This is a genomic window from Shewanella chilikensis, from assembly GCF_002836945.1.
In the GTDB taxonomy this organism is placed as follows: Bacteria; Pseudomonadota; Gammaproteobacteria; order Enterobacterales; family Shewanellaceae; genus Shewanella; species Shewanella chilikensis.
In genome coordinates, this window is record NZ_NIJM01000031.1 from 33,747 (window position 1) to 47,610 (window position 13,864).

A 13,864-nucleotide genomic window follows, 5' to 3' on the forward strand; every position below is an offset into this window, starting at 1 on the left:
CTGGTTACCCGTCATTATCCCGTTCATGCTTTGCCGAAGGTTTTACGGGCCAGAATGATGCCCGCCAGCGCCGGCAATTGGTGTTGACGGACAATCTCAAAGTTGCCGCTATCTTCAACAACAGCCAAAAGTTCAGCGTGATTGAAACGATTTTCCTCGGGATGCTCAAACAGACGCCGACTCAAGGGATTACAGATGGCGGCGCGATAAAGCTCTTCCATGACGAAATAGCCGCCTGGGCGTAACACTCTGTGTACTTCGGCCACCGCCTGTTGCCAATCCGGAATATGATGAAAGGCGGCAAAATCAACCACAAGGTCAAACTGGCTATCGGCAAAGGGCAAGGCGCTGCCATCGCCCTGGCACAGATGCAGCCAGTTTTGCTCCAAATACCGCCCGGCGCAGTGGCTGACCATATCGAGATCAAAATCGAGCGCCCACACTTCTTTTGCCCCCAGCTCCTGACGCATAAGAGCTATTCCCTCACCAAAGCCGCAACCTATCTCCAAGGCACAACTAAAAGCCGGTAAAGGCTTGGCAAACAACTTCAACAACATCCGCCGCTCCAGCTGTCTTTGCAGCCACAACCGCAGCGGATGCCTGACTATCGATTTTTCAAAGCGATTAAGTTGCATGAATAGCGATCCACTCAAGACAATTCTTGGTTAACGTTTAAGCGCCCTTGCGGTGACTATCATCTTCACTCGTCCCCAAAAGATTCCAGCGGCAGTTGATCCCAATAAACGCCCTGACCGAAGAAGTCTTCCAACAGCTGATTGAGCCGCAAAAAACTGCTCACCCTTTGCGGCTTACCGCTGATACAGTGCCACACGTACCTGTGGCAGTTATTGTCAAACAGGTCGTAATCCCGATATTGAAACAGGCTCTCGCCGGCGCGTGCCAGCGCTTGTTCACTGACCAAGGGCATTCTTTGATGATCGCAGGCGACAAACACCTTGCTGCCGCTGCGACCGGCGAGAAAACGCCTCACCGACACTGGCCTCACAAGGCCGCTGCCGTGGAGCTCGGCCAACGTGCCGTCACCGAGCCAGATACCTGTGTGTTCAATAATCCCGAATACGTGGCAGCACACCAGCATCCCGGGCTGCACTTGTTTGACACTCTGACTGTGAAACCATTCACTGGGTGTCAGCCGCGCCCGCCCCTTGACTCGCTGTACCGACATATCCATGAGTACTCGATTCTGGGCGATCTTCTTACGCTTCTGCTGTTCATCGGCAAGCCAAACGGCGCCGAGGGCTGCAGACCCGAGCCATAGGAGAGGCAGTGCCATAGGCATACTCCTTATATTATCTTTCGCCGAAGATTTGCATCTCTGGCAGATCCGTACCGCGGCAGAGCATAATTCCAAAAAGCACAAATTGCAGATACAACAATTGCAATATAAAAAGCCTGACGCCGGTATCCGCGCTCCAAGGGCCCCTCTTTGCCCTTAAACAAGTCAATATGAGCCACAAGTTTAAATTCTAGTGAAGATTCAGCCAATTAAGCTCACCTTTTTTTGAGTAAATTAACACTCACCACTGCAAACTTTCCGGATCATCTTCTCAGGGACTGGTCAGATCTGCTTCACATAGTCCGTCAACAATGGGCGCTTTGGCAAACTTTTGCTAGTATCCGCGCCAAACAACAACACAAAAGTGTAAACCAGCATGCATATTGAAACCCCGGTAATGATTACTTTTCTGGGCTATTTGGCTCTGATGATGGGGATAGGTCTTTGGGCCTACAAGGCGACCGATTCGGTCGATGATTATATTCTCGGTGGCCGCAAGATGGGCCCGGCGGTGACCGCTCTCAGTGTCGGCGCCTCCGACATGTCCGGTTGGCTGCTGCTGGGTTTGCCCGGCGCCGTCTATCTTGGCGGTTTGGGCGAAGCCTGGATGGGAATAGGCCTGTTACTGGGCGCCTGGCTCAACTGGCTTTTGGTGGCCAAACGCCTGCGGATCTATACCCAAATGGCAGATAATGCCCTCACCCTGCCGGACTTTTTTGAGAAGCGCTTTAACGATAAGGGCGGCCTCCTGAAACTGGTTTCTGCCGTCACCATATTGCTGTTTTTCACCTTTTACGCCTCCTCCGGCATGGTTGGTGGCGCTGTGCTGTTCAGCAATGTCTTCGGCTTCGATTACCTAACAGCACTCTTGATAGGCTCCACAGTGATAGTGGCCTATACCTTTGTCGGCGGTTTTTTTGCCGTCAGCTGGACAGACTTCTTCCAGGGCTGCTTGATGTTGATAGCCCTGCTGATAGTCCCGGTCAGCATGTTTACCCAACCCGAGAGTCACCAAAGTCTGGATGCCCTGGACCCGGCTATGCTGTCGTTATGGAGCGATAAGCTAAGTCTGATAGGCCTGCTGTCGGCACTGGCCTGGGGGCTGGGTTACTTTGGTCAGCCCCATATTCTGTCGCGCTTTATGGCGATTAACAGTGTCAAGGATCTGCCGGTTTCGCGCCGCATCGCCATGAGCTGGATGTTTGTCTCCCTGATCGGCGCCCTGGCGACCGGTATTGCCGGCGCGCTCTACTTTGCCGATGAGCCGCTCAAGAATCCGGAAACTGTGTTTATCCATCTGACTCAGGTCGCCTTTAACCCCTGGATAGGTGGTCTGCTTATCGCCGCTATCTTGTCGGCCATCATGAGCACCATAGACTCGCAATTGCTGGTGTGTTCCAGCGTGATCACCGAAGATTTCTACCGTAAGTGGCTCAGGCCCGAGGCTTCAAGCAAGGAGCTGATGTTGGTCGGTCGTATCGGCGTGTTGGCCATTGCCATTATCTCAGTGGTTGTTGCCCTGGATCGGGAAGCCAGTGTGCTGGGTCTGGTGAGCTATGCCTGGGCCGGTTTCGGTGCCGCCTTCGGCCCTGTAGTGATCCTGTCGCTGTTTTGGCGTGGCTACAGCCGCAACGGCGCCATTGCCACCATTCTAGTCGGCGGCTTGACAGTAATCATCTGGAAGCAATTGGAAAGCGGTATCTTCGCCCTTTATGAAATATTACCCGGATTCATTCTGGCCACCCTGGCCGGGGTTGTGGTAAGCCTTCTATCACCACCATCCGAGGTCACAGAGGCGCAATTCAATCGCTTCGAACAAAGCCTCTAACCACGGTTCTTATACCGCCGCCATCGTTTGGCGTACACTTGTACGCCAAACTCGCCAGCAGTTTGTAATTTATTGTGTCTCTGATTTTTACAGCTTGGCAACACTGTCAGTGCCGGTCTTCAAACACTTAAAACACAGTTATCACTGCTTTTCCTGCCAAGTAGCTACTTGGAAGTTCGTCGCACGTTCGCAGCACATTTGCAGAAATTAACCAAAATATTACAAATTTTCACATCTGGTCGGAGTTGTTGACACTCTGGAGCATCCATAAGATGCACTGGACTAATAAGCGGGTGTCTGTGGGGTTTAAAGACTGACAGCCAACCTGCAAACATAAAAAGAGAAGATAATAATGAAGTATTTCAACAAGACTCTTATCGCAGTTTCTGTCGCACTGATCAGTGGCCAAACCCTGGCAGCCGGTTTCCAGCTCAACAGCCAATCAGCCACAGGTATCGGCCGTGCCTTTGCCGGTGATGCCGTGATTGCAGACAACGCATCCGTGTTATCCCGTAACCCAGCCGCCATGGCACTGTTTGACAAAGCCGCTATATCGGTTGGTGTCACCACTGTTGACGTCCAGGTAGATATCAAAGACGTTAACTTCATGGGCGGCCAGGTGGATCTGGGTGGGATTGATGATGCAGGCAGCGTCAAATGGATCCCCAACATCTATTACATCCAGCCGTTGAACGATAAATGGGCTGTCGGTTTTGCGGCCTTTTCCAACTTCGGTACCGGTACAGACAGCGCATCATTGGTCAATAGCAAGACAGTTGCGGCTCCCTATGATCTGATAGGTAATACCGAAGTAACCACCATCAACTTCAACACCAGCGTGTCTTACCGCATCAATGATATGCTGAGTTTGGGCGTCGGACTGGATTTGGTTTATGGCGAAGGCAACCTGGATCGCTATTACAATCAAATGCCATTGGTCGATGTGGATGCCGATGGTTGGGGTATTGGCGGTATTGTTGGTGCCACGCTTGAGCTGAATGAGAACAACCGTTTTGGCCTGAGCTACCGTTACAGCCCCAATGTCGATGTGAGTGGTCATATTGCGACACTGACACCTTTACCAGGCCAAACAAACAGTTTTGCTTCAACCCTGTTTGATGAGCTGGAAGTGCCTTTGGCCGATATCTTCCAGTTGGCCGGTTTCCACCAGTTAACCGAAAACTTTGCTGTCCATTACACGGCTCAATACACCCGTTGGGGCAACTTCGATCAAATTACTGCCAAAGATGGTGTCAGCAGCATTTATGGTACAGGTACTGTGATTGCCAACAATGTTAACGCCCCCCTGAAGCAGTACCAGTGGAAAAACTCCTGGTTGATGAGTATAGGCGGAACCTACGACATCAATGAGCAATTCACTGTTCGCGCCGGTTACATGTTCGACAATGGTGTGGTTGATGAAATCAGTTCAATCTCCATCCCAGACTCTGACCGTCAATGGTTCACCGCAGGCTTGAGCTACCACATCAACCAGCATCAAACCATCGACTTCGGCATGGCCTTTGTTAAAGGTGAAGAGGTTGAGTTGGTAGAAAACAGTGCAGTAGTTGGCCCGGTTAACGCCATTACCAAATCAGAAGCCATGTACTACTCAGTGCAGTACAGCTATCAATTCTGAGCCAAAGCTCCAACGAGTTTTAACTAACAAGGCCGCCCTTCTGGGCGGTTTTTTGTTGATTAACAGCAAGTTGTTCAGGCAGCATTCAAACTCATAGATGCATTCTCACCAAGGCTTGGTTATCTTATGGAAGGTGTAAATTGCGCTGTATAGGCTGACTTACAGGGCCGGATATCAAGCGTACTTTGTACCTTCCCTATATCACATAAAGGATTTTGAAATGAGCAAAAATTATTCTCTGGCGGCCCTGTTGCTTGGGGGTTTTATTTGCGCCGGTTTACTGCTGCTTGGCACCAGTATTGGAAACAGCCTGCTGGCAATGAAAGGTATGGAGCGAACCGTGGCGGTCAAAGGTCTGGCTGAACGCGAGGTCAAGGCCAACGTCGCCATCTGGCCGATTCGCTTCAATGAAGTGGATAACGATCTCAACACCTTGTATCAGACGGTGCAGCAAAAGACAGATAAAGTGGTAGCTTTTCTTGAACAGCAAGGTTTCAACAAGGATGAAATCTCTGTTTCTCTGCCTTCCATAGAAGACAGGCAAGCCCAGGGTTATGTCGATCCCAATGTTAAGTATCGCTACGCAGCCCGGGTGACAGTGTCGCTTTATACTCACCAGGTGGATCTGCTGCTTGAGAGCCGTAACAAGCTGCTGGCCCTGGCCAAAGAAGGCATAGCCATCGCCAGTCAGGACTATGACAGTCGCACCGAATTCCTGTTTACCGAACTCAACAGTATCAAGCCGGCCATGGTGCAGGAGGCTACCCAAAATGCCCGTGAAGTGGCCGAGAAGTTTGCCAAAGATTCAGACTCGGTACTTGGGAAGATCAAACAAGCCAGCCAGGGCACCTTCACCATTTCCGATCGCGACAGTAATACGCCTTACATCAAGAAGGTGCGAATCGTCTCTACCCTCACCTACTATCTCAACGACTGAACTTTTGAAGCGCAAACCTGAAACGGATTTTTCAATATAAGCAGGTGGCCAAGGCCGCCTGTTTTCGTATCTGTATTCTGGCTGTGTATATTCTGGCCTGGGTATTCAAGGTCTAGTCAGTTACTCAAGCCACCTCTTATTTAATCATATTTTTCTAATAATAGTTGCAGGCGACCACCTTATTCATTAGAATTTTCTCATAGATGTTTTTTTGAGAACAGTTCCATGCCCAGAATAACGCCAGTATTGACCCTGTTACTGCCCGCGCTGCTGCTCATTCAACCGGTTAAGGCAGCCGAGCCGGCCACAGTGACTGTCCGCCAGACAGAGCACTCCCAATTGCTGACCCTGGATGGCAGGCTCGAGGCTGTCAAGGCCGCAACCGTGTCGGCCCAGACCTCGGGACGGATCCTCAAGCTTTACTATGATGTCAACGACCGAGTCCCCGCCGGGGCGGCGCTGCTGGAGATCACCAGTGAAGAGCAAGGCGCGTCCCTGGCGGCGGCCGAGGCGGAATACGCCAGAGCCAGAGCCTTGGATACCGAAGCGCAGCTGACGCTCAAGCGCTATCAGGAACTGTTTCCCAAGGGCGCGATTTCCCGCGGCCAAATGGATCAGGCCATAGCCAATGCCAAGTCAGCCTCCCAGGCGGCCAGCGCCGCCAAGGCGAGGATCATTCAGGCAAAGGAATCACTGAAATACACAGTCGTCAGCGCGCCATATGCTGGCATAGTCACGGCCAGGCATGTGGAAGAGGGAGAAACAGTCGCTCCCGGTCAGCCGCTCCTGTCCGGTTTTGCCGACGATGAGATGCGGGTGGTGATGCAGCTGCCGCAGCGTTTTCTTCAGGCCGCTAAAGCCACAGACAAGATGACGGTTATCCTAGCCGATGGCCGCAGTTTTGATGTCACTACCCCCAAGGTCTTTGGTTTCAGTGATGAGCAGAGCCGCGCCTTTCAGGTGAGACTGCCACTGCCGACCAACACAGGCGATCTGCTGCCCGGCAGTTTCGTCAAGGTACGCTTTGCCATAGACAAACGCCAGGAGATAGTGCTGCCCAAAGAAGCGCTTTACAGCGTCAATGAGCTGTCGGCCGTCTACCTCAAGCGCGGCGATAACTTTGTCCTGCAACAGGTACGTCTGGGAGATGTGCGTGACGATGGCGTGACCATACTGGCAGGACTCGAAGCCGGAGACATAGTGGCCGCCAACGCCTACCAGTTGCTGCTCGAGCAGCGCCAGGCCAAGTAAGGGGAACTCATGGCTAATCACAGCGAAAATAACACCGGCATCTCCGGCCGCATTGCCGCCAGTTTCCAGCTCAGTGCCATTACGCCGCTCCTGGCCTTGCTGGGCTTGTTGCTGGGGATGTTTGCCATTATGGTCACTCCCAAGGAGGAAGAACCTCAGATAGATGTGACCTTTGCCGATGTGTTTATCCCCTTCCCCGGCGCCACACCGACCGAGGTCGAGCAGTTGGTTACCCTGCCGGCAGAAGAAGTGATCTCGCAGATAAAAGGCATAGATACCCTCTACTCCTTCTCGCAGCCCGATGGCGCAATGATCATCGTCATCTTTGAGGTGGGTGTGCCCCGCAACGAGGCGATAGTCAAACTCTACAATCAAATCTATTCCAACCTGGACAAGCTGCCCAGAGCCGCGGGTGTGGGCGATCCCTTGATAAAACCCATGGGCATAGACGATGTGCCCATTGTCAGCCTGACTCTCTGGTCAGAAGATCCCAATGTCTCGGCTCAGCAACTGACTCATGTGGCCCATGGGCTCGAAACCGAACTCAAGCGCATTCCCGGCACCCGAGATGTCGAGTCCATGGGATCCCATGAGTTGGTGCTCAATGTGCGCATCAATCCGGCCAAAATGAGTTTTTATGGTGTCAGCTTCGATGCCATCAACCGGGCGCTCGGCGCCAACAATGCGGTCTCCATGCCCGTGTCTCTGGTGCAGGATAACCAGGAGATCAAGGTGCAGACCGGCCAGTTCCTGCGTTCGCTGGAGGATGTGCAGCAACTGGTGGTCGCGGTGCACAATGATAGCCAAGGCAAAGCCGCCCCAGTGTTCCTCAGTGATATTGCCGATATCAGCCTCAAGGCCGATGTCCCCCTCTATGGCGCCTGGCATCAAAACGGTCACAGCGCCGAAGCAGAAGCTAAAGGCGTCTTCCCGGCAGTGACCATAGCCATAGGCAAACAACCGGGTGAAAACGCCGTGGATGTGGCCGATGCAATCCTTGCCAAGGTGGAAAAGAGCCGTAACCTGCTTATTCCGGACAATGTCAATGTCACTGTGTCACGCAACTATGGCGTGACGGCGGCTGACAAGTCCAACACTCTGATCTTCAAGTTGATCTTTGCTACCGCCGCTGTGGTTATCCTGGTGGTGTTCACCATGGGAATGCGCGAGGCACTGGTGGTGGGTGTGGCGATTGTCATTACCCTGGCGATTACCCTTTTCGCCTCCTGGGCCTGGGGCTTTACCCTCAACCGGGTATCCCTGTTTGCGCTGATCTTCTCCATAGGTATTTTGGTGGACGATGCCATAGTGGTGGTGGAGAACATCCACCGTCATATGGCCATGGGCAAACGCAGCCTGAGTGATCTCATTCCTGCCGCCGTGGATGAAGTGGGTGGCCCCACCATTCTGGCGACCTTTACCGTTATTGCGGCATTGCTGCCGATGGCCTTTGTCTCTGGGCTGATGGGCCCCTATATGAGCCCTATTCCCATCAACGCCAGCATGGGCATGTTGATCTCCCTGGCGGTGGCCTTTGTGGTCACCCCCTGGCTCAGCCACAAACTGCTCAGACACAAGGGTGGCGAGGGACATAGCGACAATGCCAGCCCTGTGATGCTCAGGCTGTTTACCCGGCTTATCAAGCCATTCCTCGAGAGCCGCAAGGCCCGAGTAGGCATGGCCGCCGGCGTGTTTGTGCTGATAGGCATGGCTGTTGCCCTGCCAGTTGGCCAGTTGGTGGTGCTCAAGATGTTGCCCTTCGACAACAAGAGCGAATTCCAGGTGATGGTGGATATGCCGGAAGGCACGCCGGTGGAGCAGACAGAAAAAGTCCTCAAGGCCTTGTCCGATTATCTGGTGACAGTACCCGAAGTGCAGCATCTGCAGCTCTATGCCGGCACCCATGCCCCGATTAACTTCAACGGCCTGGTCAGGCATTACTTTGTCCGCAACAGTCAGGAGCTTGGCGATATTCAGGTCAATCTCAGTGATAAACAGCACAGGGACAGAGACAGCCACAGCATAGCCCTGGCGGTGCGCGGCCCGCTGCAGCAAATCGCCCGGGGCTTCAACGCCAATGTCAAAGTGGTGGAAGTGCCCCCCGGCCCGCCAGTGTGGTCGCCGATTGTGGCCGAGGTCTATGGCCCCAGCCAGGATATTCGCCAGCAGGCGGCCAGGGAGCTGCAGTCCCTGTTCCAGGCGACCGAGGATGTAGTGGATATCGATATCTTCCTGCCGGCGGCACAACAGAAATGGCAGGTGCTTATCGATCGCAGCAAGGCCAGTCTGCTGGGCGTACCCTACGCCAACATAGTGGATCTGGTGGCCACCGCTGTCGGCGGCAAGGATATCAATGTGCTGCATAAACCGATGCAGAAACGCCCTGTGCCAATTCGCCTGGAACTACCTGAGGCCGACAAACTGGATTTGACTTCAGTGCTTAACTTACGCCTCGACAGCCTCCATGGCGGCACTGTGCCCGTGGCCGAATTGGTGACAATCCGCAAAGGACAGATAGACGCGCCCATCATTCACAAGAACATGATCCCGATGATCATGGTGATTGCCGACATGGCCGGGCCACTCGACAGCCCACTGTACGGCATGTTTGAAATGGCGGCGGATATCGACTCAGAAGGTGGCCTTGGTTTCAACCAGCACTATTTCAGCCAACCCGATGGCCTGGATGCCATCAGCGTACTCTGGGATGGCGAATGGAAGATAACCTATGAAACCTTCCGTGATATGGGCCTGGCCTATGGGGTTGGCATGATTGCCATCTATCTCCTGGTGGTGGCCCACTTCCGTTCCTATCTGGTACCGCTGATTATCATGGCGCCTATCCCCTTGACCATTATCGGGGTCATGCCGGGGCACGCCTTGCTCGGCGCCCAGTTCACCGCCACCTCCATGATAGGCATGATAGCGCTGGCGGGGATCATAGTGCGTAACTCCATACTCTTGGTGGACTTTATCAACCAGGAAACCGCTGCAGGAGTGCCATTTGAACAGGCGGTCATTCACTCGGGCGCCGTGCGGGCCAAACCTATTATGCTCACCGCCCTCGCGGCCATGATAGGCGCCATGTTTATTCTGGATGACCCGATCTTCAACGGTCTGGCCATCAGCCTTATCTTCGGGATCCTGATCTCCACCCTGCTAACGCTGGTGGTGATCCCGGTACTTTACTATGCCCTGATGCGCAAGCGCATCGACTCAGTGATCAACCAGGCCCAGGCGGCCAAAGGAGCTTAAAATGTCTGTAGAACGTGCCACTATGGCCTTTGCCGGATTTATGGTGATGTTGTCATTACTGTTAACCGCCACTGTCCATCACAATTTTGTATGGCTAACTCTGTTTGTTGGCGCTAACCTATTCCAAAGTGCTTTTACCGGCTTTTGTCCTGCCAGCATGCTGATGCGTAAATTCGGTATGAAAACGGAGGCTGAACAAGCCAAGGCCAATACCCACTGATTAAGGAATGTAAGTGAAGATAATAACCCGTACCCAGCGCCAATTCTTGTGGCTAACGACTCTGCTTTTTGGTGTATTGCTGAGCCTCAGCGTTCGTGCCGAGCAGATGGTTCCCGAAGTTGCGCTGACCAAGGTCGCCCAGGGCGCCATGCTGGTGGATGTCAGAACCCCGGAGGAATACGCCGAGGGACATCTGCCAGAGGCGGTTAATATCCCCTTTGAGCAGATAGCCGAAACCTTTGCCAAACAGGGCATTGCCAAGGACACCCCGGTAGTTGTCTACTGCCGTAGCGGGCGCCGCTCAGGTATCGCCAAAGAGTCGCTGGATAAAGCCGGCTATCAGGAAGTCTATAATGGTGGCGGCTATGATAGCCTCAAGGCCAGCGCCGGTAACTAGCTGACCAGATAGCCATTAAGTACTGCGCCTCTCATGCAACAGGGCCCACTCAAGTGGGCCTTCTCATGAAACGATTAACACAAATAATCAACAATCCCCAAGATAAAATGCAAGTGTCAAAAATGCACTTTTAGTCAAAAAGTCGCCTTTACCCTATACTAAAGTCTTCTTTTCGCAACTATTGTTCTTAAAAGTAATTGCTTATATCAAATTAAAATAACAGGCTTCATTAACTTTATAAATCAATTAATTGCACCTTAATTACATATCAGATTTCAATCCATCCTCACATCGACTCTTATTCAAGCCCGGCAAAATTTCATGCAATCGGCAGTGATGCACTTGGTAACATAAAACGCTTGATTGAATTTATATTCACAAAAAGCAAAATACAACCAAGCTGAAATAGAACGCCATTCCGTTGACATTTGTTTTACATGAATTTTTCGTGACGGTAGATTGCAAAAGGGTCATTTCAGTGAATGCTGAAATGTCCGAGGACAATAAACCAAGATCTGATACACGGAAGACAAGTATGAAAAAAATAACAAATAAACAGTTGGCCCTGAGTCTGTCCATGCTGGCCCTGGCAGTCTCTGCCGGTGTTCATGGCGCACCTTTCAAACCTCAAGCCAATGATCTGTCACAGCAGTCGCCCCTGCCCAAGCGCTATATCGTTAAGTTCAAGGACAACAACGGCCTGCAAACCATGAGTGGTCAAAGCGAACTGAATCAGGTATTCGGCCAGCACAGAGCGCTTAACGGCGTTAAGGCTCGCGAAATGAAGCGCATTGGTCGCAGCCACAGCTACAGCGTCAAGTTGGATAACCCAGGACTCAAGGCGTTGCGTGCCCGCACCGATGTGGAATATATCGAAGAAGATATGCCCCGCCGCTTGTTGAGTGAAACCACGCCCTGGGGGCAAACCTATGTCGGCGCGACTCAGTTGGCCGATAACCTCAGCGGTAATCGCACCATATGTATCATAGACTCAGGCTATGATCGTGCTCACCAGGATCTCAGTGGCAACAATGTCACAGGTACCAACAACTCGGGCACCGGAAACTGGTTCGAGCCGGGCAATAACAATGCCCACGGAACTCACGTTGCCGGCACCATAGCCGCCATCGCCAACAATGAAGGCGTGGTTGGAGTGATGCCGAATCAGAACGCCAATATCCATGTGATCAAGGTATTCAACGAGTCAGGTTGGGGTTACTCCTCTTCACTGGTATCCGCCGTGGATACCTGCGTCGACAATGGCGCCAATGTGGTCACCATGAGCCTGGGTGGCTCAGGATCCAGCACCACTGAGCGCAATGCCATGACCAACCACTTTAACAATGGCGTGCTCTTGATTGCCGCGGCCGGTAACGATGGCAACAACACCCACAGCTACCCGGCTTCCTATGATGCGGTAATGTCGGTGGCCTCGGTCGACAGCAACAAAGACCATTCGGCCTTCTCCCAGTACACCAATCAGGTCGAAATCTCCGGCCCGGGTGAAGCAATCCTCTCAACCGTGACTCGCGGCGAAGGACGTCTGGCTGATATTGTCATTGCCGGTCAGTCGCTGTTTGCCGAAGGGGTGGTGCCTCACAACCGCTTTGTACCATCGGGCAGCAACTATGTGCCCTCACCCATCAGCGCCAGTGCCAGCGGCGAACTGGCCGAGTGTGACACCAGCGCTGGCAGCTACAACTGCGGCAATATGACGGGCAAAGTCTGTTTGGTGCAACGTCTGGAAAACCAAGGTGCCGGTTATCCCGAGATCAATGCGGTTCGCGCCTGTAACAACGCCGGTGCTGCAGCGACTATTGTCTACTCCAACAGCACTCTGCCCGGATTGCAAAACCCCTTCCTGGTTGACTCAAACACTGAATTGACCAAGGCTTCTGTGTCTGTAGACCGTGAAACCGGTCTGGCGCTACGTAACCAAATCGGTCAGCAGGCCAGCGTATCCAACACCACCGGCGAAGACTATGAGTACTACAACGGTACTTCCATGGCGACGCCACACGTATCCGGCGTCGCAACTCTGGTATGGAGCTATCACACTGAGTGTAGTGCCGCCCAGGTGCGTCAGGCGCTGAAAGCCACCGCCGAAGATCTGGATGTCCCCGGTCGTGACGATCGCACCGGCTATGGTTTGGTCAATGCCGTGGCTGCCAAGGAATATCTGGATGCCTCCTGTAATGGCCCGAGCGATCCCGGCACGCCAAGCGATGGTCAGTTGGAAAATGGAGTGGCGGTCAACAACCTAAGCGGTGCCAAAGACGATGAACTGCACTTCTTCCTCGATGTGCCAGCCGGCGCTTCCAACCTGAGCTTCAACCTGAGTGGCGGCACAGGTGATGCCGACCTTTACATGCAGTACGGCGCGGCTCCAACCACCAGCAGCTTTGATTGTCGCCCCTGGAAAGGCGGCAACACTGAAAGCTGTTCGGTCAACAGTCCTCAAGCCGGTACTTACTATGTGATGGTTCGCGGTTACAGCAGCTTCAGCGGTGCCAGCCTGGTGGCTAGCTACACAGGCTCAAGCAGCACCAATCCAGGTGGCGGCGCAGCGAGCTACACCAATGGTGATAATGCCAATATTCCCGACAACAACAGCACAGGTATTACCAGCCCCATCAGTGTCAGCCGCAGCGGTGATTCGGGTGTGGTCACTGTAGATGTCAGCATAGTGCACCCTTACATTGGCGATCTGCAGGTTGAACTGCACAGCCCCAATGGCCAGATTGCCGTGCTGCACGACAACACAGGCAAAGGCACCGACAATATCATCCAGAGCTATTCGGTCGATATGACAGGTGTCGAGTCCAGTGGTACCTGGCTGCTCAAGGCCGTCGACTCGGGTCGCCGTGACCTAGGCTACATCGACAACTGGTCACTGCACTTTAAATAATCTCTCTTTCAAGGGGCCGCTACGGCTAATGCCGTTCACTTAGTGTGAACGGCATTTTTCTTAGGCTTAATGGGATACTTGTTTTTACTCATTTTTAACGCACGTGGATAGGCTCTATCCCGTTTCCCATCA

General features: G+C 53.0%; 10 protein-coding genes. 8 read left to right on the plus strand and 2 right to left on the minus strand.

The features are described 5' to 3' along the window. Positions 1–23 precede the first annotated feature (23 nt). A complete protein-coding gene (locus CX651_RS12825; protein WP_101056367.1) occupies positions 24–635 on the minus strand; it encodes a class I SAM-dependent methyltransferase in 612 nt (203 codons plus the stop codon). Positions 636–700: 65 nt separating this feature from the next. Further along, positions 701–1,294: a C40 family peptidase gene (locus CX651_RS12830; RefSeq protein WP_101056368.1), complete on the minus strand. Its 594-nt coding sequence runs from the start codon at positions 1,292–1,294 to the stop codon at positions 701–703. 379 nt (positions 1,295–1,673) lie between these two features. Between CX651_RS12830 and putP the strand changes: the two genes are divergently transcribed. The 8 genes from putP (at position 1,674) to CX651_RS12870 (ending at position 13,732) form a co-directional block, all read left to right on the plus strand. Then, positions 1,674–3,125: a sodium/proline symporter PutP gene (putP, locus tag CX651_RS12835; RefSeq protein ID WP_101056369.1), complete on the plus strand. Its 1,452-nt coding sequence runs from the start codon at positions 1,674–1,676 to the stop codon at positions 3,123–3,125. 352 nt (positions 3,126–3,477) lie between these two features. Further along, complete coding sequence (locus tag CX651_RS12840; protein ID WP_101056370.1) at positions 3,478–4,764, plus strand: OmpP1/FadL family transporter; 1,287 nt, start codon at positions 3,478–3,480, stop codon at positions 4,762–4,764. A 220-nt stretch (positions 4,765–4,984) separates the two neighbouring features. Next, positions 4,985–5,701: an SIMPL domain-containing protein gene (locus tag CX651_RS12845; protein WP_101056371.1), complete on the plus strand. Its 717-nt coding sequence runs from the start codon at positions 4,985–4,987 to the stop codon at positions 5,699–5,701. Between the two features lie 225 nt (positions 5,702–5,926). After that, positions 5,927–6,952 (plus strand): efflux RND transporter periplasmic adaptor subunit, encoded by a 1,026-nt coding sequence (locus tag CX651_RS12850; protein ID WP_101056372.1) that lies wholly within the window; start codon positions 5,927–5,929, stop codon positions 6,950–6,952. A 9-nt stretch (positions 6,953–6,961) separates the two neighbouring features. After that, positions 6,962–10,207: an efflux RND transporter permease subunit gene (locus CX651_RS12855; RefSeq protein ID WP_101056373.1), complete on the plus strand. Its 3,246-nt coding sequence runs from the start codon at positions 6,962–6,964 to the stop codon at positions 10,205–10,207. Between the two features lies 1 nt (position 10,208). Further along, a complete protein-coding gene (locus CX651_RS12860; protein WP_101056374.1) occupies positions 10,209–10,427 on the plus strand; it encodes a YgaP family membrane protein in 219 nt (72 codons plus the stop codon). A gap of 76 nt (positions 10,428–10,503) precedes the next feature. Next, entirely contained in the window at positions 10,504–10,824 is a 321-nt protein-coding gene (locus CX651_RS12865; protein ID WP_224867614.1) for a rhodanese-like domain-containing protein, read from the plus strand. A gap of 535 nt (positions 10,825–11,359) precedes the next feature. Continuing rightward, complete coding sequence (locus CX651_RS12870) at positions 11,360–13,732, plus strand: S8 family serine peptidase (RefSeq protein ID WP_101056375.1); 2,373 nt, start codon at positions 11,360–11,362, stop codon at positions 13,730–13,732. Positions 13,733–13,864 lie beyond the last annotated feature (132 nt).